Source organism: Bombella sp. ESL0378 (assembly GCF_009725845.1).
GTDB lineage: Bacteria > Pseudomonadota > Alphaproteobacteria > Acetobacterales > Acetobacteraceae > Bombella > Bombella pollinis.
Map to the genome: position 1 here is coordinate 33,546 of NZ_WNIF01000008.1, position 23,799 is coordinate 57,344.

Sequence of the window (23,799 nt, forward strand, 5' to 3'; positions counted from 1 at the left end):
TTATCAGGAAAATAAGGTTAGCTCAAAACTAACCTTTCTGCCCCATATTCATAGGGGCATGAGCCCCCCGCTCAATAATCCGCAACTGCCCTTTTTCCACACATAAAACGGTCTCACCACGCAAAAGAGCTTGCGCCTCCCGGCCGAATAAACGCGCCCGCCACCCTGTCAGGACAGGTAAGTCCTGCTCTCCTTGGACCAGACGCTCCAGCTCCTCAGCAGAGGCAATAAGCCGTGAGGCCACCTTGCCTTCCTCACTCCGCACAGTAAGAAGCACCTTCAATAAGGCTAATACTCCTGCCGGAGCGCGCGGGCCATCGCCTTTGCGGCGAGAGGGAAGCTCTGGCCGAGCTTCCTCTGGACATTGCTCACCTTGCTGCACTGCTGCCAATAAAGCCCGCCCTAACGGCCCTTCTGCAAACTCCGCCGTCACCCCGCGAATCCGAATCAGCTGGGCTATAGTATGCGGATGGACTGCGGCAATCTCCAACAAGCTTTCATCACGAATAATGCGCTGACGCGGGACATCCTCTTGCTGTGCTGCCCCTTCGCGCCATGCGACAATCTCCCGCAAAATCGCAAGAACTTTGCGGTTATGCGTCCGTGGCTTTAGCTTCTTCCATAATTTTTGCACATCAGGCCGGAACACACGCTCATCTGCCAAAGCAGATAATTCATCCTTAACCCATGCAAGCCGCCCTTGCTCCTCTAACTGATGGAGGAGCATCTCATAAATCACCCGCAGATGCGTTACATCAGCACTTGCATACGCAATTTGCGCTTTTGAGAGCGGACGCGCCGCCCAATCACTAAAACGATGCGATTTATCAATCGACTGCCCCGTAAGGGAGGCTACGAGGTTATCATACCCCACTTGCTCCCCAAAACCCGCCACCATAGCCGCTACTTGTGTATCAAACACATTAACGGGCAACCGCCCAAATAAATGCAGGAAAATCTCTAAATCTTGCCGTGCTGCGTGGAAAACTTTCACACAATCTGGCTCAGCCAACAAAGCCGCCAAAGGGGAGAGGTCTATCCCCGGTACGCATGTATCAATCAAGGCAACATCATCTACCCCGCCAAGCTGTACCAAGCAGAGACGTGGCCAATAGGTCCTCTCCCTAACAAACTCCGTATCTATCGTAACAAAAGGCTCATGCTGCAATTTAGCGCATATAGAGGCCACCCCGGCAGAGGTGGTTATCATAACAGGGGCCGGGAACACTCGCTTTTTAGACATACCCCCTCTTACACCCTCCTACAAAAGCTGACCATCTCTCTGCCGCACGATAACACCATAAAAAAGCTCGGCAATGCAGGAAGACCCCCTCCCTGTTACCGAGCTTTCATCTCTACCTTAGTGCGCAAAGCGCATCAGGCTGATTAACCGATATGAGAGTCCAACCATACTTTAAGCTGGCTCTTCGGCAATGCCCCCATCTGCTGCGCAACGGGCTTACCCTCCTTAAAGAGAATTAAGGTCGGGATGCTCCGCACACCAAAGGTTGTTGGTGTCTCTGGGTTAGCATCAATATCCAACTTCGCAACGGTGACACGGCCTTTATAATCCTTGCCGACTTCCTCTAACGCTGGGGCAATCATCCGGCATGGGCCGCACCATTCTGCCCAAAAATCCACCAGAACATAGCCTTCTGCCTTCAGCACATCATTCTCAAAGGCTTGATCCGTCACTGCAATCGTATGTTCACTCATCGTACACTCCCCCTCGGACTCTCTATAAACTCTCACATCCTGTTGTCCCTGCCATAGTTCAGAGACGCTGACCACTGGGCTACTCAACAAAGCAGCTTTGCTCTTGAGCCACTTGAACGCTCTTTTACCCAGAAATGTGAACTCACCTAGTACGCTTATCCATGCCGTTGATGCTGCTCCTTGGGAAATCGGTATTGTTGGTCTGAATTATATGTAAATCCTATAAATCATTGCCCTTAGCCAACTCTCTACCTTACGGACTGCAACGCTTCCTCCAATAAGGCGGGAGGTAACTCTGTTGCCAACGGGCCATCGACCCATACAAGGAAGCACCGTGCCTCATGCCCCGGATAAAGCCCTTGCATAACACGCCGGTAACTCGCCATCTGCGCCCGATACGCCGCCGGAATACGCCCCGGTTGGGAAGGAACATGACCCGTTTTATAGTCGCACAGCCACACCGTTTGTCCATCAAAACAAAAGCGATCGACCTGACCCAACACAACGCGGCCTGTGCCATCTCCCGCACGGCCCAACGTCCCTGATATGCCTTGCTCGGCTCGGCTTCCCGGCCCAAAAAGCGGGGCTAATAAAGGCATCTCCACAATAGAGACCACTTGCTTTGCAAGCTGTATAATCTCCACCTCATCCACACCCGGCATCGTATGCCGCAACCATGATTCTGCTTTCTCCTGCCGCTCTAACGCAGCAATATCGGGAAGGAATTGCAACAGGCGATGGACCAGCACACCCCGCTCCATCGCATCTTGCCGCCGTTTAACAGGCTGTGGAATCACCAACCCCTCACGCATAATCTCCAAAGGTGAACGCGCTGCTGGTAATGGACCATAAGCCGCACTATCAGGCCGACTCGGTGCGAGCGGGCGGGCCAACGCATCCTCATGCGGGGCGGGCTGTATCTGCCAATCAGGGGCATGGCCCATCCACTCCGGCAAAATAGGGGGAGCCACTGGATGAGGCTCTGCTACTTTAGACGAGACCGCAGCCTCGACAGGTCTTTCCAGCACGATCTTCTCACCCTCCCATCCTCCCTCAAAGGGTGAAGCAACCGGCTGATAGGAAGCCAAACGCTCGATTGTCTGACTTTGAAGTGCACGCAAGCCCTGATAGCAATAGTCATACCATGTGGGGATTTTAGGGGCTTGCTTCGGCTCCCACCCACAAATGAGCAACGCATCACTCGCCCGTGTTAGAGCCACATAGAGCAAGCGGTTACTCTCCTCCCTCTGGCGTTCCTGCTCTTGCGCGCTGTAAAATGTTGTTTGCTCTGAATGCATTTTCGTCTGCGGGACCCATAACGGCCCCTCTACATCATCTCCCTCTAGCCCAGCCCATAATAAAGGATCAGCTTTGCCGGGGCCGTGCGTTGTATGCGGTAGAATAACAAGCCGCGCTTGCAACCCTTTAGAGCGATGAGTCGTCATTAACCGTACAGCATCAATCACCGTCTCAGCTTCACGCTGGCTCTCCACCGTACTGGCACGCAACCATTGCAAAAACCCTTGCAAGGATGGGGGATGTTGCGTCTCATAGGTTAAAGCTGCCGTAAGAAGCTCATCAATCGGCTCTGCAGCTTCAGGCCCAAGGCGAGAGAGGAAGCGTGTGCGCCCGCCTTGTATGCCAAGGGCCTGCACGAGAATCTCATAGGGCGTGTCATAATCTACGCGCTTATAAAGGCCCTGCAAGCACATCCAAGCTGCATGCCAGTCTGGCCGTTCCTCATGGCGTTGATTTAACACACTCCAAAGCGGAACCTGCTTGAGAGCCTGTTTTTTGCCATCCCATGTCGCCAAATCCATGAGCGATTCATCACTTAGCCCCCCAAAAGGAGAGGTCAGCACGCTCGCGAGGCTTAAATCATCCTGCGGCAAAAGCAACGCATCACAAAGCGTCATAAGGTCCTGCACGGCTGCTTGCTCCACCAGCCCAGCCCGAATGAAGCTTGCCACAGGGAGGCCGCGCGTCTTTAAAGCCCGGATGAGCATCCGCAAGAAAGGCGAGCGTTTCGGCACGAGAATCATCACATCCCCGGCTTTTAGCGGGGCTGCGCCGGGCTGTAAGGGTTGGCCTATCTGCTGTTGGATATAATGCGCTAACGCATCAGCAAGACGTTGGGGGGCACTGCGCTGCTCCTCATTTTTATGAGGGGCCCGCCATGGGTTATTCTCTGCTGGTTCTATTATGTCCAACTGTGACGCTATTTGAGCATCAGCAGGGACAAGCGGCCATAACTCCACACGCCCCCCACCGCCAGAACGTGCCGATTGATGAATAAGCGGGGCTCTATCCCCTGCCTCCCGCAAACCATCAATCGCCTGCCGCGCCCCTTCTTGTTCCCCCGTAAAGACGGCATCAACCATTGCCAAAACCGGCGGCAGAGAGCGGAATGAGACATTCAACTCTGGCTCCCGCCATAAAAGCCCGGCCTCTTGCACACGATGTGCAAAAATCTGCCGCCATTTATGAAATTGCTCTGGCTCCGCCCCTTGGAAGCTATAAATCGACTGCTTAAAATCCCCCACCGCAAAGACTGTCCTAGGCCGTGGCGTATCCTCCCGCCCCCCGATGCCGGAGAAGAAATCGGCCGTCAAAGCCCCGGCAATCTCCCATTGCAGGGCGGAGTTATCTTGCACCTCATCTAACAAAAGATGGTCAATCCCCCCATCTAATTTATAGAGGACCCACGCCGCCCCCGGCTCCTGCAAGACATCCCGCGTCCGAGCGATGAGGTCATTATAATCCACAACGCCGCGATTCTTCTTATCATCCTCAAAGCGCATCATCACAGGCATAGCGAGGGCGAGAAAAGCGGTATTCACCTCCAATAAACGCTGAGCGCGTATAGAATCCTCTAGCCCTTCTTGACGTTCGGCTTCGTCTATGAGGCGTTCTGCTAAATCCGGTGCTGCCTTGCGGGCCTTTGCCCCTAGATGGCGGCTTAAATCGCGCTTCTCACCCTTATCAGTAAAAAGCAGCTTTTTAAGAACTGTTCTATCCCTCTGGGCTGCGGGCTTACCCAACCAGCTTAAAATCTCTCCAAATTGGGCACGTTTTGTCTCTGCCAATGCCGGTAAGGCTTCTTGAATATCCGCCCGCCATGCTGCCTCATTTTTAAGGCTACAAGCCTCTTTAAGCACGTCATCCGTACCGTGGCTTCCACACGCTAAAAGCCTTTGATAAGCCTGCTTAACGCGCTCTGGCTCATGCTGCCATATCTTCAAAAGCGGTTGGAGAAGGCCAGATTGCGCATTGCACTGCCCTAAAAGCCCCATCAATTTATCAAAGCCTGTCAGCCCTGCCAGCACCTGCACCGGGTCTTGGTGGCGTGCGAGGCTCTCCTCCAACGCATGGCGGAGAGCAAGCTTTGTATCAGCCTCCTCGATGAGCGAAAAATGAGGGTCTAATGCCGCCTCAAGCGGGAAACGCCGTAATAAAGATTGGCAAAAAGCATGGATGGTCTCAATCTGCAATCCGCCCGGCGCGTCCAGAACTTTTAGAAAAAGCCCACGCGCACAATCCCGCGTTTCTGCTAGATTAGGGACATCTAACGCCGTAAGGGCTTCCCCTAATGCCTCATCAGAAAGGGAGACCCACCGCCCAAGATGCTGCTGCAAACGATGCGCCATCTCAGCCGCAGCAGCCTTAGTGTAAGTTAAGCATAAAATACGCGAAGGGGCCGAGCCTTCGATCAATATAAGCTGCCCATCCTCACCGGGATAGGCGATGGGCAACATAAGCCGCAACAGCCGGTCAATCAGCAACTTCGTCTTACCCGACCCTGCAGAAGCCGACACAAAGGCCGAGGCCATAGGGTCTGATGCTAATCTCTGAGCCTCATTGGCCTGTTTAAGAGCCTCTTGATGCGCGCTCATGCTTCATCCCCTCCCGCAAGACGCCATTCCGCTACACGAGCTAGCTGCGTATAATCGCTATAACGTGCCTCCCGCCCCGCCCATGGCTGGGAGCGATAAGGCCGGTTAGGCTCATCATAATCTGCCAATAGCTGGCGTAATTGCTCCAAAGCAGGGCCTATAAGCTCCCCCAACGTCGCCTTTGCTTTGGCAGAGGGTATGCGCACCTCCTCACCCGGTGTCTCTCCCCCGCTTAACCGCCAATAACGCAACGCCTCAACCTCCATGGCGGGTAAGCCCTCAAAGGCCCCTTTGGCTAAGAGCGCAGCTTCCAGCACTAATTGAGATGACCACCCCGCAACAACATCCTTTTGGGAAGGAAGCTGACCTGTTTTATAGTCAAAAAGACGCCCTTGCGGCTCTTGTCCCGGCTCTGCCAGCACGTCAATCCGGTCGGCTCGCCCTGTGATGTAAAACGCCCCGCCCGGTAAATCCCGCATGACGTAATCCAACGCAATTTCCGTTTGCGAGGTGCAATTCACCCGCCCGGCATTCCGCCAACTTTCTCGCTCTAACACCCAATCGGCAATGCGATGCAGGCGGGGCCGCCACCAACTTGCAAGAGCAGGATGGACTTGTGCCTCATCCAACGCGTCATCAAAATAACGATGCAAATGCTCTGAAGCCTGTTCGGGCCACGTTGTGGGATAACGTGCCATCATGCGCTCTAACGCACCATGAACAACCTTCCCATAATCAACATGCTCTGCTCCTTCCTCCAGCGGGGCAAGGGCTTTTAAGCCAAGGACATACCGTGCATAAATTGCATACGGGTCCAGCTTTAACGTATCAATCCGCGTAATACTCAAACGGCGTGGGCGCAAAGCCAAGGGCGGCTTTGGCTCTGGCGGGGCAACGGGGCGTGCCTCCCCCACAGGCATATCCAACATCGCTTGCCATGCTAGGGCGGGATGCTCTTGTAAAGCGTGGCCTTGCCCCTCCAAAAAAGCAGAAAGACGCATCACCCACCGCGCAGGGACCGTGGGCGCACCATCGCGCCGCTGAGCGTAAGAGAGAACAACATGCGCCGAGGCAAGAGCGGCCATAACAAAATCATGCGCTTGGGCCCCAATCTTCCGCTCTGGTGAGGGCAGCCCCACACGCTGGCGCATCGGGCGGCTCATCCACGGGCCGGAATCAGCAACGGGAGGCCAAACACCCTCATTCAACCCACCCAGAATTACGGTATCAAACGCTAAAAGCCTGGCTTCCAACACCCCATAGATAGCAATACGCGGATGGGCAAGCTCCACACCATCTTGATAGCCCCGCAAGCCCGTCAAACTCTTACCAGCCATGCTCGTGGTCAAGAACCCATCTAACGCGCTGAGGGGTTGAGGGGGAATGTCCCCTGTATGGCTCATCAACTCCACAAAATGCCGGGAGAGCGTACCGCCATCCTCCCCACGCCACAAGCGAGAGCCGGGGCGCGCTTGGTCGGGGCCGTCTCCTTCCTCCTCCGTAGCGGCGAGGGCTTCCGCTGTTTGGAGCAAAGCTGTCAGCATCTCCGGCACGCGTGCTGTAGCCTCTAATGCCCGCATCGGGGCAAAAGCGGCCTCTAAGGCTGCCAAGAAGCTCTCTAATGTTTCAGGCTGGTCTGGCGCATCAGCTTGATGCCCATAATCCACCCTTTGAGACTCCTCCATCCTCTCCAAAGCCTGACGCAAGCCCTCTAAACCCGGCTGCGGAGCAGGGCCACGCAAAAGCCGCCGCTCTAAAAGGCGGGCACTCGCCCGGGCACGGCCGGGGCTCATCCCTAGAGCCGTCAATGGATGTTTGAGGACAGAGAGCAACGCCACCGGGCTGAATTGCCGTGTCACCGCCTGAGCAATAAGGCGCATAAACACAGCACTAGGCGTGCGGGATAAAGGCTCGCCCGCACTATCATCAGCATGAATCCCCAAACGGAGCAGAGCCGCCCTCACTCGGTCTGCCAAAGCACGATCTGGCGTGACTAATGCGCCAGAACGACCCGGCTTACCCGCCACATCCCGCAAGATAAGCGCAATCGCCTGTGCCTCCTCTTGGGATTCCGCAGCAGGTAGAATGGACAAACCTTCATAACACGCTGCTATATCGGCCAAAGGCTGGCCCCAAGAGGCAATTCCCGCTTCTGGCACCATCACACATTGGAAGAGCCGCTCCCGCGCAGGCCGCTGCACACGCCCCCATTGAGCGATACTGCTCCGCTCTATCCCCATTTGCTCCAACACATCTCGGAACAAAGCTTGCGGATGTGTGGGGGGGAGATGCTCCCACAAAGCATCCTCCATCTGGCAATCCACCCCTTGGAAGACCACCATCCCACGCGGTAAGGCAGCCACCGTGCCTAACATCGCCGCTACGCCTGCCGAGCCATCCACAAACCCTACAGCCCAAAGCGGATAATCTGGCGGCATCGTTGCCCAACACCGCGCTTGCGCCTCAATCAACGCGACCTGGCGAGCCATGATATTGCTCCGCTCCTCCTCTTTGAGGATGGCAGGCCATGCTTCCGTTACAATTTTGAGGAACTCTAACGTCTTTTGCCAATGCCCAGCAAAATCATCCGCAACGGCATTCGGGAGAGCCTCATATAAATCCACCCCGCTGCGCTCAGCATCATCCATTAGATCTGCTAACGCTTGGGCTAATGGCCATACACGATCAATCGTCCCACCCTCACGACCAGAGACCGTAGTGAAAAAAGGAGCCGCTAAAATCAAACGCGCAAGAATGGCTAAGCGAAAAACAGGCCCTACAGCGGGGGGGAGGGCCTCATCCAACGCCATGGGAAAAAGCGTTTGCTGCTCCACATCGCCCAAAGAAACAATAGCCGGTAAAAGAGCAGGGCGGCCATCTAGCACACGCAAAAACGCTTCCATAAGGGCGCGTGCCACACGGCGACCGGGTACAAGGATGGTTCCGCTATGCCCCCCACGCCGCATCTCATCCCCTGCTTCCTCCCCATTACGGGCTAGCCATTGATGAACCACTTCATCCAAAAACGCACAAGAGGCGGGGATTGTCGCGCTATTCATAGGGGTATGAGAGGCCATCAGCTTTGGTTTCCCTCATACATCATCGCAAGCGTATCTAAGCGTTCTTCTGGCCAACCATGAAAAGCTATATGCCGCTCTTGCTCTGTTGCGCCCGGTGTAAAGGTGAGATGAAATGCCCCCTCTGGCAGCAATTCCGCCGCGCGGTCTGGCCATTCCACCAGCATAATACCTTCACAAGCATCATCCCACGACAACTCATAAAGCTCATCGGGGCTGGAGAGCCGCCATAAATCATAATGAAACACCAACCCCAATGTTGTGTTATAGGGCTGTACTAACGCAAAAGTCGGGCTGGGAACCTCCAACGCTTCATCATCAGCAAGGGCGCGAATCAGGGCACGGGCAAAGCTACTTTTGCCTGCCCCCATCTCCCCATGCAGGGCCAGACAATCCCCCCGTTGCAACAAACCCGCCACATGCCGGGCAAAAACCGCCGTTTGCTCTGGGGAGGAAAGACGCACATCCATCAGCAAAACCACCCTCTACCGCTCTTTATGCCCTATTCTTTAACTTTATGGGCTTATAACATAGCACAATGATACCCTGTAAATGACGCGCAAAAGGCATCACCCCCTACTCCCCGCGGCAAAAAATGCTTATGGAGACGATTATGACACATTCATCTGCCACCCACACAACCGACATCGCCATTATTGGCGCAGGCCCCGCAGCTCTTTTTGCCGCTTTTGAATGCCGCATGTTGCGCCTCGACTGCATCTTAACTGATGTTCTTGATTGTGTAGGGGGACAATGCGCGGCCCTGTACCCTGAAAAGCCGATTTACGACATCCCCGCTCATCCTTCCATCACGGGGGGGGATTTAATCGCTGCGTTGGAGGAGCAAATCGCCCCCTTTAACGTCCCGCGCCTCCTTGGCAGCCGCATCAGCCAGCTAGAGGGGGAGGCTGGGGCCTTTACCCTGCGTAATGAGCGCGGCGATGTCATCCACGCGAAAGCCATCATCATCGCCGCTGGGGCTGGGGCCTTCGGCCCGAACCGCCCTCCCCTAGAGGGGCTAGATGTTTATGAACGCAGCGGTAGCGTGCAATATTATGTAAAAAAACGTGCCGCTTTTGAGGGTAAACGCATTGTCGTAGCAGGTGGTGGTGATTCCGCCTTGGATTGGGCATTATCCCTCTCCGACATTGCCGAGACGCTCTATCTCGTCCACCGGCGGGACCGCTTCCGTGGGGCCCCGGAGACACTGGCCCAAATCGAAGCCAAAATTGAAGCTGGTGCGATTGAGAAAATCGTCCCCTATCAACTTCATGGCCTACGCGGGACTGATGGGCAGCTCAGCCATGTTGAGGTCATTGCACTAGATGAGACCGTCCGCGCCTTAGAGGCTGATGTGCTACTGCCTTTTTATGGTCTTTCAACCGACCTTGGCCCTGTGGCCTCATGGGGGTTGGAGACGCAGCGCAGCACGATTGCGGTAGAGCCTGCCACCATGCAAACCAACTTAGAGGGCATCTTCGCCATTGGTGATGTGGCGCATTATCCCGGCAAAATGAAGCTCATTCTCCAAGGCTTTTCCGAAGGGGCCATAGCAGCCCATGCCGCACACCATGTCGCTCGGCCCGATAAAGCCTTGCGTTTTGAACATTCCACTAGCCGGGGCCAGCCGGGTAAGGTCTGACCCCTCCCCGCTGCCCTCAGGCAATCTCTTTTAGAAAAACAACCTTAGAGGCCCCACCTTCCACGAGGGTCTCGATAGCCTTGTTGAACACACGGCCATGCTCGGTCCCCATATGGGCCTTAAAGGCGGCCTCATCGCGGTAGCTTTCCTCAACATGAAAGAGGTCCGGCTCAGCCTCTAACGTATAGACCACAAAGCGCACACAGCCCGGCTCGGCACGAACATTCTCGGCTAAAGCGGTAAGCAGACTGGCCACCTTTTCCCGATGGCCGGGTAGAGCCTTCATCGTGGCATAAAGGTTTTTCGCCATGACGCATTCATCTCCTATCATATGAAGAAAAGGCCGAGACAATAATGCCCCGGCCTCCCCTTTGTTACACGCTCTCACAAATGGGCGAAAGCTTAGCCCTTCGCACCGCGTGCCGCACGCTTACGCTCGTGCGGGTCCAGATACCGCTTACGCAGACGAATCGCAGAAGGTGTGACCTCCACCAGCTCATCATCCTCAATGTAAGCAATGGCCTGCTCAAGGCTCATCTTACGCGGAGGAACCAGCACAACGGCGTCATCCTTGCCAGAGGCCCGCATGTTCGTAAGCTTCTTCTCACGCACGGCATTCACCTCTAGGTCATTCTCACGGGAATGTTCACCCAGAATCATGCCAACGTAAATCTTCTCACCCGCATCCACAAAAAGTGTCCCACGGTCCTGAAGCGAGAACAACGCATATGGAGTCGTTGCACCATCTTCAGCAGAGATGAGGGAGCCATTACGGCGGCCTTCAATCGCACCAGCGTGAGGCTGATAGGAATGGAAAAGACGGTTCATCAACCCAGAGCCACGTGTATCGGTGAGGAACTCACCATGATAGCCAATCAACCCACGCGATGGGATCATGAAGGTAAGACGGACTTTATCCCCACCGGATTGACGCATATCCTGCATCACACCCTTACGCAGAGACATCTTCTCCACCACAACGCCGGAATAAGGCTCGTCCACATCGATGACGACCTCCTCAAACGGCTCCTCCTGCTCGCCTGTCTCCGGATTCTCACGGAACAACACGCGAGGCCGACCAATGGTCAGCTCAAAGCCTTCACGGCGCATATTCTCAATCAATACGCCAAGCTGAAGCTCACCACGGCCTGCGACCTCAAAAGCCTCGCTCTCTGGGCTTTCTGTCACCTTAATAGCCACATTACCTTCCGTCTCCTTAAAGAGGCGGTCACGAATCTGGCGAGAGGTCACCTTCTTGCCCTCACGCCCCCCGAGCGGACCATCATTAATACGGAAGGTCATAGAGAGAGTCGGCGGGTCAATCGGTGTGGAGGGCAGCGGCTCCTCAACAGAAGGCTCGGCCAATGTATCAGGAATCGTAGCTTCAGAGAGGCCAGCAATCGCAACAATATCGCCCGCCTCAGCTTCCTCAACAGGCACACGCTCCAACCCACGGAAGGAGAGAAGCTTGGTGATGCGGCCTGTCTCGACCACACTTCCATCAGCCCGCAGCGCACGGATGGGCATGTTCACCTTCGCCCGCCCCTGCTCAATACGGCCTGTCAGGATACGGCCAAGGAAGTTATCGCTCTCCAAAATTGTGGAGACCATCGCGAAGGGCTTATCTTTATCCAGCCCGGGGCTGGGTACATGCTCTAAGATAAGGTCAAACAAGGCATGAAGATTCTCACGCGCGCCCTCTAGCTCCCGGTCTGCCCAGCCTTGGCGGCCAGACGCATAGAGCATCGGGAAGTCGAGCTGCTCATCATTCGCGCCCAATGCTGCAAAGAGGTCAAACACCTCATCATGCACCTCATCAGGGCGGGCATCGCCACGGTCCACCTTATTAACAACAACCATCGGGCGCAAACCACGGGCCAAAGCCTTACCCAACACAAACTTTGTTTGCGGCAAGGCCCCCTCGGCAGCGTCCACCAAAATCACAGCACCATCAACCATGCTCAGGATGCGCTCCACCTCGCCGCCAAAGTCGGCGTGGCCGGGTGTGTCGATGATGTTAATGCGGGTATTCTTCCATACAACGGACGTACATTTAGCGAGGATAGTAATACCACGCTCACGCTCTAGGTCGTTGCTGTCCATCGCCCGCTCGGTGACGGCTTGATTCTCACGGAATGTGCCCGATTGCTGGAGAAGCTGATCCACCAGCGTTGTCTTCCCATGATCGACATGGGCAATAATGGCGATGTTACGGATGTCCATAGACGATCTTTCAGGAAATAACAGAGTAAAACAGAATGATGCCCTTACTGCACCGAAACTGATTTTTTTGCAAATCCGAACCGTGTATGAGACGAGCATAAACATAGATTTTATGCCATAACCCCAGATAAAGGAGGCCCTTATGAGCCATCCCCCACGCCCAACGGCCCCCGGCACAGATGCCCTAAGCCAGCTCGGCCGCCAAACCATCCAACCGGAGTCGCCCAATAAAGCGGAGCTAGAGCGCGTCCCCGCCCCTCATAAGGGACGGCGTTATGTTGTCCGTTTTACCGCACCAGAGTTCACCTCCCTCTGCCCGGTGACAGGCCAGCCAGATTTTGCCCATATCGTCATTGACTATATCCCACGCGATTGGATTGTAGAGAGCAAATCCCTCAAGCTCTATCTTACCAGCTTCCGCAATCATGGAGCCTTTCATGAGGATTGCTCCGTTACAATCGCCACACGCCTTGTAGAATTGCTAGACCCAGAATGGCTCCGCATCGGGGCTTATTGGTACCCGCGCGGGGGTATGCCGATTGATGTTTTCTGGCAAACAGGCCCTGCCCCTACAGAGGTTTGGATTCCCCCTCAAGATGTGCCCGGTTATCGGGGGCGTGGCTAAGCCGCTCTCCCCTTAAAAACCGAGTGTAACATCACCGCCAATCAAAATACGATTCTGATGCCGGAAATCCGCAAAAGGCCGCGTGTTGTTTAAAGAGCGGTCAAAGCGGATTTCTGGCCGAATTTGCAGCAATTTTACATGATGGCCAAGCTGCGGCCGCCACACCGCATTGAGGGAAAAATCCCCATAAGTGGTCGCTGGTGCGCTATAAGTCCGCGCCGGTAAACCCAATAGGACACGCCCATAAGAGCCATCCTCTGGATATTGCACGATGAATTGCCCTGTCGAATCCCGATAGACTTCCGCGCGCGCGTTAAAGGTTAGGCTAGAAGTCGCCGCATAAGCCCCCCAGAGGACGCCGCTCCATGTATTGGCCTCCAACCCTTCATCATGGACCTGTGTGGCCTCGGCTGTGAGGCTCCATTTAGGGGTAATCTGCCATGTCGCATTCAGGTCATTCCAGTAACGTTGCGCTTCATGCGCACGATGAGTCCCCAACTGACGGCGCGCATCCTCCGGCCCGACACGCAGCAGATAGGTTACCGATACCGCTCCCCCGGCAAGCTGGCTGGCATTAAACCCCACATAACCAGCAGGACGCCCATTATTATTCCCACGGCCAAAGGATTTTTGATTCCCCGCATCTACACCAAACAACACCGCATAATGTGAGTTAAGATGCCATTGCCCATAAAACCCAACATGCTCAAACGGGTTAGAATATTGCGCGGTATAGGTCATCGTATAAAACGCACGCCCTGCCGGGTTTAGCACCTCTACCCCCATAGGGGAGGCGAGAATACCCGCCTGGACATCCAGCCCTTCCTTCGTCAACCACGGCATATGCAGAGCAATATTGGCTTGAATGGGCGTGATTTGATAGCGATCATGCTTCAACCAACGATCAGAAATCCCCGTGATGACATAAGCCCGCGCATCCGAGCCATAGAGCATCTGAATATTCGCCCCTAACCCGTAGCCTCCGCCAATAGGATCAACCGGTTTGGTGATGGTCAACGCCACCTGATTCAGCAACCCTGTATCGCTATGTGATTGCAAAAGCTGACCAAAGTTCATCCCGTTATGAGGGTGCCCACTATTGGCCATAGCCCCCGCCTCTAGCTGAAGGCCGACATCAATATCGGAGAACCAAGTCTTCGTCTCCGTTTTCGCTGCAACAGGCTGCCCCGTAGCTGAAGCAGACACAATAGGAGCCGAGGAGAGCGTCCCTCCCTGCTCTGGGGGAGCAGCAAAAGCAGCCTGCCCCTCATAACCAGCCGTACCACATAGCCCCATCACCAGAAGATACCGCCAGTTCCACATGAAACGTCTCGCTTATTGTTTCGCTTGCGTAAGTATATCCTCTTTCTCAAAAACAGAACAACCGCAAAATAGGCCGTTAAAAGGCAATGGCCGTCTCAAGATCGATCAACATCGCATCTTTATAGCGTTTAATGGCCCCGGGGTTCCAAAGATATTGCAAGCCGGGGCGCAAAAGCAGCCAACGAGCAGGCCGATAGCCGTAATTCAGCTCAATCGCTTCCTCAGAGTGAGGCGCGTACAGTCCCGCCCCACGGCCAGAGCGTTGGAGATGTTGAATCCAATGCGTCACTTTAGGATTCGCCCACAGGACCTTCATCCCCAAGCTGATTGTATCATCTGGGCGGCTTGCGAATGTCCCCTTCCGCGTAATACCGGCCGTCATATAATAGGGCGCAATAGCCGTGCGCGGGTCCCCCCAAGTAAAGGAGCCAAAAAACGCCGTCCCACGATGCGGGTCCGCCTCATCGCGCTGTAACATCCGGTCAAATTGAAACCACCCACCAAAACGACCACGCACCTTAGTAAGCGGGGCTCCCTCCGCAGCTGAAGGGGGAATCCCGTAAGTGCCCATCTGACCGTATACATTCTTCACCTCAGAAGTATCCCAATAACCGCCCACCTTCACATTGGTTTGCAGCGGGCCGCTATAATCATCCTCTCCCCCTTGGTGCCAGCCTAACTGAAAGGGCAGAAACGTCCCTGTCGCCCCGTGTAGATTCATCTTCCAACCATTACGCACGCCAGAGATGGTTGGGTCCACGCTATACACCCCAAATTGCACCAGATAATGATCATTCCCCGCAGGGAAAAACTTTACCCATGCCCCCGGATGCGCCGTAGGGTAAAACCCATAACCTGAGTTCATCGCGATGGATTGGGGCATCCCGCAAATGCCGTTATTTTGAAATTGGCAATATAAGTTCGCCCCCCAATAGGTGGAGGATTGCTCGAAGTCATTCTCGGTATTAATTTCACCAATTTCAGTCTGGACGTAGTGATTCCAGTGCATTTCCCAGCTTAACCGCCCTAAGCGCATAGTCTCACCTGCGCCATAAATCTCCATCGGGCTGTTAATCACAGGCAAGGTATTCCCCAACCCTGCCCCCTGCCGCGCAAGAGTCAGGAAATGCAACACACCGGCATTAAACTCTAACCCCGCTAACTTCTTTAGGTCAAAATCAATCGATAGAGCTTCCTCATCGGCGTAACGTGCTGCGCGGGACTTCCCACCAAACGGATTGCCCGCAGAATCAGAAAAATACCGCCCGCTAACGCTCACACCATGGTCAGACAACCATGTACGCGCACCCCACGGATCCCCAAAAAAACCATCCTGATTGATAAAGTCGTGCCAACTATTGGGTAGTAGCCCTTTTTGTCGCGCCGTTGGTGCTGGCTCCTCCACTGCCCCGCGTGAAAATGCATCACCGGGAATAGGTAATGGCATAGAGCCAAAAGCTTTTTCTTCATCCTGCGTTACATGCTCATGAGGGCTAGGCTTCAATAATACCGCCCGCACCTCCGCCTCAGCCGCTGCCGTGTTTGTGGCTATATCCGCCCCGTTATGAGGTGAATCATCCGGGGCAGTGGTGTGCGCTAAAGCCCCATGGCAGCTCAGCAGCACACAAATGGCCCCCGCCATTGCTGCATTAGCTTTTTGCCATATTCCACACATACACACGCCTTTATAGCCATTACGCGGATAAAACCGGGGCCTTCATAAAAAGAAGACCCCCACATACAACCCCTCTATGCCAGCAAACCCTAAAACGCAGCAGCATGAAGGAAGGATACACTTCGTCCCCCTTTATATAAATTTTATCGTTCAATTCCAGTGGTGAAATCTATTTATAAAGTAAGATACCGTCATAATCGGCGCATCCACCCTCTCCTTAAAGCCAATGAGCGCGCTCTAACCGGCGCAAAACAGGTAGCAACATCACTAATACGCAACATAGCCCCACGCAGCCTAAAAAGAGGGTTCTAAACAACGCGCCATAACCGGCCATACCGCCGCTGCCATCAGCGGGTAAACTTGCTAAATCTGCTACAAGACTACCAAGGTACATCCCCACCCCCCAGAGGAGGAACAGCCCGCCCATTAATAGCGCGCTCACCCGCGCCGGGGCATAACGTGCAACAATGGCAAGGCCTAGGCCAATCGTCAGCAACTCCCCAAGGGACATCGTGCCATAACCCGCCACCATAACCCATGGTGAAACAGGCCCTGTGCTCTGTGATGTCGCCACCCACCAAATAAGAAACGCCACCCCCACTAAAACATAACCACAGATAATCTTTACCGCTGGGGACGCGTCACGCCCTTTCATCGCACTCCGCCGGTAGAGCCACGCCAAAAACGGGCTAAAAAGCATAACGGAAATCGGGTTGAGGGCCTGAAACTGCCCCGCAGACATCGTAAAGAGCCGGTATGGCCCTAGCTGATACACACCAGAGACATCCCGCATCGCAAAAAGCGTTAGCGAAGTTTGCATTTGCTGATAAAAAATCTGGTAGGCCATCGTCTGAGTGGACAAGATATAAGTCAGCAACAAACCCGGCCGCTCTGTCTGCTCTGCTCGGAGATATAGCCACACCCATAAAAGGACCAAACCAAACCCAGCGATGATGATGCATAAGCGCACTAATGCCGCACTATGCAACACCCATGTGCAAAACCCCCACACCACAATAAGCGCAAGCAACACGCCTGCACTCACCATCCCTTTGGATAACGGGCTTACCAACCGTTCCACCAACGGCATGGAGGGCGGCTCCCCCACAGACTGAGAGGTCACAGATTCTGCACTACGTTGGGCGAGGAAGCGGCGCATATACCCGCCCTCTAAGGCGTAATAGCCCAGCCCAATCAACAACCCTACAACGCAGGCAAGAAACGCCACCGCCGCCCCGTAACGCTGCTGAAGCCACGGTGTCAGCAACATTGAGACGGTCGAGCCGACATTAATGGCCATATAATAAAGCGTAAAAGCAGCATCCAAGGCCGTGCCATCCCCCGCATAAATCCGCCGGACCAACGTCCCGGCATTGGGCTTAAACAAACCATTGGAGAGGGCAATTAATGTAAGGGCAGGCAAAAATACCATCTGATGCCCTAAGGAGAGGGCCAACAAACCATAGCCTATTGTTAAGCCAAAAGCCCCTAAAAGCATGGTCCGCCGTGTGCCTAAGCACTGGTCCCCCAGCAGCCCTCCCAAAACGGGAAGACTATACATAAGGAAGCCTAACCCCCCTTGCATGAGATTGACGTCATGATCACGCATATGAAGTTGCGCGACCATAAAGATCGTCAATACGGCCTGCATACCGTAATAGCCAAACCGCTCCCATAGCTCTATAGCCATGACAACAGCAAAAGCCCGCCGCCGCGCGGAGAGGAATGTCACATCTAAGCGCGGAAGGTCAGACATAAGGCCATGTTACTCCATTACGAGGGAGAAACTACTATTCATCCCTTTACGCAAAAATCAACCACCAGCGAGGTGAAACCCATCCACCAGCGCAACCCCTGCCAGACCTAGCAGGCACAGCCCCACCACAAAAACCACCGCAACCAAAAGGCCAAGCAGGTTCGATTGCCGAACACGTTGCCAAAAAGACATGCCCCACAACATGGCCACTTATCCTTTACTTGCTTCCATCTCGGCTTCTTGCGCCTCTTTCTCCTCAGCTTCCCGCCGTATAAGGGCTTCAAGCTGCGGGGAGATTGTCCCAAGAACAATGCGTAAGCTCACCAGCAAATTACCAGCCGGATGGGTCTTAGTCGCAGCGATGCCACGCCCGCTTAACCTAAGGATTGTCCCGCTATCGGAATGTGGCTTTACCTTCAACGCCACGGTCCCGGCAGGGGTCCGCACATGAATCTTCCCCCCCAATATAGCGGTTGCTAAGTCAATATCCTGCACAACGCGGAGGTCCCGCCCCTCACGTTTATAATAGGGGTCCTCTGCGACATGGACCTTTAACAACACATCCCCCGCAGGGCCGGGGCGGCCATCCATACCGGGTTGCCCCGGCTCACCTTTGCCTTTTAAACGCAGAGTCTTACCGTCCTCAATCCCGGCGGGGATGCCAACTGAGACCTCACGCCCTCCGCCAAGACTTACCTCCCGGCGCGTCCCTAAGGCACATTCCTCCATACTAATCCGCAACTCGCCATGGAGGTCCTCACCACGGCGCGACCGTGCAGAGCGGAAGCCACCCCCACCAAAGGCACCGCCAAAAATATCGCCTAAATCTTCCGCGGTGAAACTCCCCCCTTGGAAGCCCCCACCAAAACCACCAAAGCCACCACCTGCCCCACCAAAACCACCCCCAAAAGGACCACGCGGCTGGCCGTCCGCATCAATCTCGCCACGGTCAAACTGTCCGCGCTTTTCCTCATCCCCTAGGACTTCGTAAGCTTTACCAATTTCCTTAAACCGTTCTTCCGCCTTAATATCACCGGGGTTACGGTCAGGGTGATATTGCTTAACTAAACGGCGATACGCACTCCGAATCTCTTTATCGGTGGCTGTATTGCTTACGCCAAGAACCTTGTAAGGGTCGGTTGCCATTATTGCCCTGTCGCCTCCAGATTCGTATCATCCAACAAATCAATCAACACCGCCAAAACGCGGTCCCGCCCATAACCTGCCGTCTCGGCCTCTTTAATGAGGCATTGCAAACGAGGACGCAAAAAATCAGCTGCTGATTCTGTCGATGCTTCAACCATATAAACCTCTCTCTTCTAAAAGAAGTGGGGTGTTTGTCAGATAAGGTCAATAGAGGATACAAACATTACCTATGCGTTTCCTTCCCCCATTATGGCTTGCTTTATGACCACCCCACCCCGCCGCCTCATTATTACAGGGAGCGACCACCGCTATTTCCCGCTCCTCCAAGAGCTTGTGGCCTCCTTACGGCGTTTCCCTCATCTCGCAACGATAGAGATTGCCTGCATTGACGGCGGGCTAAAGCGAACGCAAATCCACTGGCTTAAACAACAGCATATCCTCCACCGCGCCCCGCGTCACTTTCCTCATGTCTCCCCGCGCGCCCTCCGCAAACGCCCTCATCTCGCCATTGAACTCTCTAAAATGGCACTTGACCAGCTTTTCCCTGATTATGACACGCTATTATGGCTAGATGCCGATAGTTGGGTGCAGGATTGCTCCGCTATTGACCTCCTCCTCCGCGCTGCAGAGCAAAAGGGGCAACCCCTCGCCATCATCCCGGAGCTTTTCCTCCATAAGCCGTTATTTCGGCTCCGCTGGCTTGCTTTTTCACTCACGCAGCTGCGCTCCATTCTTTATAAAAATGCCCGTATAGCGCGCCTGCCCCGCCATTTATGCCGCGCCATTGGGGTACGCCCCACCCTCAATGGCGGGGTCTTTGCCCTCTCCCGCACTGCACCGCACTGGCCGCGCTTACGCTATTGGCAAGAACGTGTCTTACGCTATGGGAAGATATTTAGCTCCAGCCAACTCGCTTTTGCCTTAACCAGCTATCATGATAACTACCCCATCGCCTTTATGCCTACAGGGTGTAACTATCTCGGGCCATGGATGCTTCACCCGCAAACAAGTCAGCTCTGCGAGGTTACCTTCCCTCATAACCCGGTGGGGATTGTTCATCTCGCAGGATATGATGCCATGCGGCTAGACCCCAAGGTAACATTGACCATCCCAGACCTAAACGGCACCTCTCACGCCCTCAATCTACGCTTCCCCTTCATACAGATTCAGCAAGAGCAAAGCGGGAATCTTAACGCGTAAAGGCCCGTAGGAACATATTCTGCCCATTATGTTCCTCCACCTTCAAGGTGGTACCTGCAAGTTCACGCCCCTGCCAACCGGCCCCGAAAGCTACATAGAGCGAGATAGCATCATCCATGCGCTTCCCCGTTGCCGCTACAGCGGCTGTCCGGCGGGATAAAAAAGCTTGTTGGGAGTTAAGAACATCCAAATAACCTGTCAGCCCCGCCCCATAAAGCTTACGCGCGCGTGATAACGCTAATGCAGCTTGCGTGGCGGATTCGCGCTCTTGGCGGACAAGCTCATTATCCTGCTCCCAATCGTCCAAACTATCTTCCACCTCGCGGAAAGCATTTAAGACAGTCTGCCGATATTGTAAGCGGCTTGCCTCAGCCTCGCTCCGCGCTTGGGCGATTTGCGCGCTATATTTCCCCCCATGCAGGACGGGTAAAGAAGCCATCATCATGACATTCCAGCTCATCCCACCAATCTGAAAGGCCTGATAGGCCGCAGAGGCATTGGGGTTAAACGTCAGCGGAATGCTGAAGTTAGGATACAGATTAGAAATTGTAATCCCAATACGGGACACACTGGCAGCATAACGCCGCTCTGCGGAGCGAATATCAGGCCGATTGGTCAGCACGGTGGACGGCAACATCGCCGGGAAAGGCGGCAATGTCGGGATAGGCTGCCGTTCCTCTAGGTCTGGCTGCTCTTTACCGGGCATTTCCCCCATCAGCACATTAATAGAATGAATCAACTGCTCCTGCCGCGCATGGAGGGGGGGGAGACGCGCTAATTCGGCATGTTCTTCTGTTCGGGATTGCGCAATAGCCAGCGAGTTGCTCACCCCATTCGCATAAAGACGCTCCACCATATGCGTACTATCACGCGCCGTGCGGATGGATTGCTCTGTCACGGTGATTTGCGTCTGAACGGTGCGTAGCTCGATATAATCTGTCACAAGCTGGCTAAGGAGAGAGAGCAAAAGGCCGCGGCGTTCCTCGATGCTGACTTCAACTAATCTTTTACGCTCTTGCACCTGCCGAGCGATATGGCCAAAAATATCAATCTCCCAACTCGCACGCGCGCCATAGGTCAGAACAGAGGCATTAGGGTGGTTGTTAGGGTTACCCGGACGTAATGGCCAGTTATCAACATTAATAGAGTAGCGATTATCACCCCCACCCGCATTAGCATCAAGCTGTGGATACCAATTCGCCTGCGCTTGGCGGCGAATGGATTGCTCCGCCAAAATATGTTGAGTGGCAATTTGGAGGTCGTAATTGCCTTTAAGTGTTTCTTCCACCAAGCGATTTAACACCGGGTCCCGGAACTGTGCCCACCAATCCCGCAAATTTGCCTCTGTCTCGGCGATTTCCTCTTTTGTGGCAGGGTGAGGCTGGCTAGAGAAATGGTCCGGTACCTTCATTTTCTCCGGTTTATATTCCGGCCCTACCATGCAAGAGGTCAGAAAAAGACAGCTACTTACAAGGAGGGGGAGAAAACGCGGTTTCATCTCAAAGGTGATCCTGCAACCATGTTGTAAGTAAGCCCCGTCCACCGGCCTTCTCTTTCCCCACCGCAACGGTGGCCGTCATACCAGCCGAGAGAATAACCTCGGGGGGAACTTCATCAAGTTCAATACGCACAGGGATGCGCTGAGCAAGTCGCACCCATGTAAAGATTGGGTTCACATCCGGTAGGCCAAGCTTATCAGACACGCCATTTGTATCGTTAATACCACGACCAATACTCACAACATGCCCCTTGAGGATATGGCGGTACCCCATAAGCTTAATCCGCGCGACATCCCCTACATGCACGCCGTGCATCTTTGTTTCTTCAAAATAGCCGTAAACCCAATAGCTATGAGCATCAATCACGGCCATACGCGGCTGACCCGCAGTGACATAATCCCCGACCCGTAAATTAAGATTCGTCACATAGCCATCAACAGCTGCATAAACAGTGGAGCGTTGGAGATTCAGCAAAGCGGTATCGAGAGCGGATTGCGCCTCCTCTACGCGGGCGCGGCGCACTTCCATCTCGGAGTTAAAGACGTCCTGCTCCTCGCGCGAGACCACGCCACCGAGTCCCATACGACGATGAGCGTTCATCATGCTCAATTTATAATCTTCTGTAAGGCCAGCAAGACGAGAGCGTGCTTCGTCAATTCTTAGCCGAAACCGTAATGGGTCGATGGTAAAAAGCGGATCACCACGATGGACGAACTGGTTATCCACAACGGGGACAGACACAACCGTGCCTGAAACCTCTGGCGTAGCTGTAACAACATACACACGCACACGCCCATCGCGCGTCCACGGGTCAAGGACGTAAAGGTCCCATACCACATAACCAAGCCCAACAGCCGCCGCGATGACAATCAAGGTCAAAATTGGGCGTATAAGACGCCGAAACCAGTTCATACTCCCCTCTCCACTTCACACATAAAGAACAAGCAGACAGAGAACACAGACATAAAGCCCGATCTCAAATAGAGCGACATGCCAGAACCAGCCTAACGCTCCCAAACGCCACAATATATACCGTAGCACTAATGTGACAAACACAGCAGCGACAGCATAGACAGAAATGGGGGAGACAAACACACCGCACAAGCTTACTTCCGAAAGCATCATATCCCCTTACCTCCCCTCATAAGGGCCTTATTGGGTGATATTATGGGTGCTGTACTCACGTTACTCCCCACTAGGCCATTCTCTTTAAAGAGAGCTAGCCTTCTGCATAGAGGTGCGGCCTTAATTAAAAAGCCGCTTCTTTCCTCTCATAAAAATGAAAGACCCGTAAAATCACTTTTCCCGGCGCGTGAACATGGAGCGTGCAAACCGCCACGCTTGCCCCCCTACAAACCGGCCTACCGGCCCGCCCGCTACACCTAGCAGAGCTGTAAGAGCAAATGTTTGTTTAAGCTCATTCCATTTCTCCTCCCGCTCCTTGCGCGCCCGTGCTTCTGCAAGGCCCGGGCGACCAGCACGCAGCCCCAACAACAAGAAGATAAAGAAGAAGACAAGGTCCACACCCAAGACACATACAGCAGATAGCAACGCACTAAGATGGCAAAGCTGCGAAAACAAAGCCCATAAAACAGCGTGAAAGGTAATCGCTGCAAAAGTGAGAAACACAATCGCGACAATAAGGAACCCAACCCGCAAGCCGTGCCGCTTTGCACATTCTTGAAAAATCTTGCTTTGAGCAGAAAAAATCGCCTGCCCAATTTCCAGTAAATCGCTCATAATGTGACTGCTGCCCCCTCTTTTAATCCAAACACGCCATAACCGGATAACCGAGATGAGTCTATCCACGGCCCGCATAGGGTAGAGCACGATTATAGCACCGCATTGGGGAAAAGAACAATCTCCCCCATAAGGCGCGATGTCGCGTCATAAATAGCGTTTAATTCTAAGGCAGAAAGAAGGCAAAAAAATGACAGTGGTAATTTTAACCTTTTGCTTTTAATCATATTGCAAGATTTTTTCGTTAAAAAGCCTTAACGCCGTCCCATCGAGCCTAAGCTCAA

General features: G+C 54.1%; 20 protein-coding genes. 3 read left to right on the forward strand and 17 right to left on the reverse strand.

Going from position 1 to position 23,799, the window contains the following annotated elements; translation table 11 throughout:
• Window positions 1-28: 28 nt before the first annotated feature.
• The 5 genes from rnd to tsaE all read right to left on the reverse strand — a co-directional run bounded on the left by rnd (window position 29) and on the right by tsaE (window position 9,168).
• Window positions 29-1,243 (reverse strand): ribonuclease D, encoded by a 1,215-nt coding sequence (rnd, locus tag GM556_RS06640; protein WP_155579630.1) that lies wholly within the window; start codon window positions 1,241-1,243, stop codon window positions 29-31.
• A 143-nt stretch (window positions 1,244-1,386) separates the two neighbouring features.
• Complete coding sequence (gene trxA / locus GM556_RS06645) at window positions 1,387-1,716, reverse strand: thioredoxin TrxA (protein WP_155573790.1); 330 nt, start codon at window positions 1,714-1,716, stop codon at window positions 1,387-1,389.
• A 248-nt stretch (window positions 1,717-1,964) separates the two neighbouring features.
• Entirely contained in the window at window positions 1,965-5,609 is a 3,645-nt protein-coding gene (addA, locus tag GM556_RS06650) for a double-strand break repair helicase AddA (RefSeq protein ID WP_155579631.1), read from the reverse strand.
• Complete coding sequence (gene addB / locus GM556_RS06655; protein ID WP_230873320.1) at window positions 5,606-8,686, reverse strand: double-strand break repair protein AddB; 3,081 nt, start codon at window positions 8,684-8,686, stop codon at window positions 5,606-5,608. Before addB ends, addA begins: the two co-directional genes overlap by 4 nt.
• Entirely contained in the window at window positions 8,686-9,168 is a 483-nt protein-coding gene (gene tsaE / locus GM556_RS06660) for a tRNA (adenosine(37)-N6)-threonylcarbamoyltransferase complex ATPase subunit type 1 TsaE (RefSeq protein WP_370513455.1), read from the reverse strand. The genes addB and tsaE overlap by 1 nt, the downstream gene beginning before the upstream one ends.
• A gap of 131 nt (window positions 9,169-9,299) precedes the next feature.
• On the opposite strand from tsaE, the gene GM556_RS06665 reads away from it, so the two are divergent.
• Window positions 9,300-10,328 carry an NAD(P)/FAD-dependent oxidoreductase gene (locus tag GM556_RS06665; protein ID WP_155579632.1) on the forward strand — a complete coding sequence of 343 codons (1,029 nt, stop codon included), beginning with the start codon at window positions 9,300-9,302 and terminating at the stop codon, window positions 10,326-10,328.
• A gap of 16 nt (window positions 10,329-10,344) precedes the next feature.
• On the opposite strand, the gene GM556_RS06670 is transcribed toward GM556_RS06665, so the two are convergent.
• Together GM556_RS06670 and typA are read right to left on the reverse strand one after the other, a co-directional pair.
• A complete protein-coding gene (locus GM556_RS06670; RefSeq protein ID WP_180794229.1) occupies window positions 10,345-10,638 on the reverse strand; it encodes a putative quinol monooxygenase in 294 nt (97 codons plus the stop codon).
• Between the two features lie 92 nt (window positions 10,639-10,730).
• Window positions 10,731-12,551: a translational GTPase TypA gene (gene typA, locus GM556_RS06675; RefSeq protein WP_155573793.1), complete on the reverse strand. Its 1,821-nt coding sequence runs from the start codon at window positions 12,549-12,551 to the stop codon at window positions 10,731-10,733.
• Window positions 12,552-12,693: 142 nt separating this feature from the next.
• Between typA and queF the strand changes: the two genes are divergently transcribed.
• Window positions 12,694-13,176 (forward strand): preQ(1) synthase, encoded by a 483-nt coding sequence (gene queF / locus GM556_RS06680; RefSeq protein ID WP_155579633.1) that lies wholly within the window; start codon window positions 12,694-12,696, stop codon window positions 13,174-13,176.
• Between the two features lie 12 nt (window positions 13,177-13,188).
• Here queF and GM556_RS06685 read toward each other — a convergent pair whose 3' ends face one another.
• The 6 genes from GM556_RS06685 to GM556_RS08625 form a co-directional block, all read right to left on the reverse strand.
• Window positions 13,189-14,499 (reverse strand): outer membrane beta-barrel protein, encoded by a 1,311-nt coding sequence (locus GM556_RS06685; RefSeq protein WP_230873321.1) that lies wholly within the window; start codon window positions 14,497-14,499, stop codon window positions 13,189-13,191.
• Between the two features lie 76 nt (window positions 14,500-14,575).
• The gene (locus GM556_RS06690; RefSeq protein WP_230873322.1) at window positions 14,576-16,174 is read right to left on the reverse strand and encodes a carbohydrate porin; all 1,599 of its coding nucleotides are present in this window, start codon (window positions 16,172-16,174) and stop codon (window positions 14,576-14,578) included.
• Window positions 16,175-16,391: 217 nt separating this feature from the next.
• Window positions 16,392-17,930: a peptide MFS transporter gene (locus GM556_RS06695; protein WP_155579634.1), complete on the reverse strand. Its 1,539-nt coding sequence runs from the start codon at window positions 17,928-17,930 to the stop codon at window positions 16,392-16,394.
• Between the two features lie 57 nt (window positions 17,931-17,987).
• Window positions 17,988-18,134, reverse strand: a complete 147-nt coding sequence (locus GM556_RS06700) for a hypothetical protein (RefSeq protein ID WP_155573796.1) — start codon at window positions 18,132-18,134, stop codon at window positions 17,988-17,990.
• A gap of 6 nt (window positions 18,135-18,140) precedes the next feature.
• Window positions 18,141-19,076 (reverse strand): DnaJ C-terminal domain-containing protein, encoded by a 936-nt coding sequence (locus GM556_RS06705; protein ID WP_155579635.1) that lies wholly within the window; start codon window positions 19,074-19,076, stop codon window positions 18,141-18,143.
• Complete coding sequence (locus GM556_RS08625) at window positions 19,076-19,234, reverse strand: hypothetical protein (RefSeq protein WP_196424626.1); 159 nt, start codon at window positions 19,232-19,234, stop codon at window positions 19,076-19,078. The genes GM556_RS06705 and GM556_RS08625 overlap by 1 nt, the downstream gene beginning before the upstream one ends.
• Before the next feature lie 103 nt (window positions 19,235-19,337).
• Between GM556_RS08625 and GM556_RS06710 the strand changes: the two genes are divergently transcribed.
• A complete protein-coding gene (locus tag GM556_RS06710) occupies window positions 19,338-20,276 on the forward strand; it encodes a glycosyl transferase (RefSeq protein ID WP_155573798.1) in 939 nt (312 codons plus the stop codon).
• Here the strand turns inward: GM556_RS06710 and GM556_RS06715 are convergent.
• From GM556_RS06715 to GM556_RS06730, 4 genes are all read right to left on the reverse strand, one after another.
• Window positions 20,266-21,774, reverse strand: coding sequence for an efflux transporter outer membrane subunit (locus GM556_RS06715; RefSeq protein WP_155573799.1), 1,509 nt, complete (start codon window positions 21,772-21,774; stop codon window positions 20,266-20,268). The genes GM556_RS06710 and GM556_RS06715 overlap by 11 nt on opposite strands.
• Before the next feature lies 1 nt (window position 21,775).
• Window positions 21,776-22,687, reverse strand: coding sequence for an HlyD family secretion protein (locus GM556_RS06720; protein ID WP_155573800.1), 912 nt, complete (start codon window positions 22,685-22,687; stop codon window positions 21,776-21,778).
• Window positions 22,688-22,702: 15 nt separating this feature from the next.
• The gene (locus GM556_RS06725) at window positions 22,703-22,897 is read right to left on the reverse strand and encodes a DUF1656 domain-containing protein (RefSeq protein ID WP_155573850.1); all 195 of its coding nucleotides are present in this window, start codon (window positions 22,895-22,897) and stop codon (window positions 22,703-22,705) included.
• 174 nt (window positions 22,898-23,071) lie between these two features.
• Window positions 23,072-23,515, reverse strand: coding sequence for a hypothetical protein (locus GM556_RS06730; protein ID WP_155579636.1), 444 nt, complete (start codon window positions 23,513-23,515; stop codon window positions 23,072-23,074).
• Window positions 23,516-23,799 lie beyond the last annotated feature (284 nt).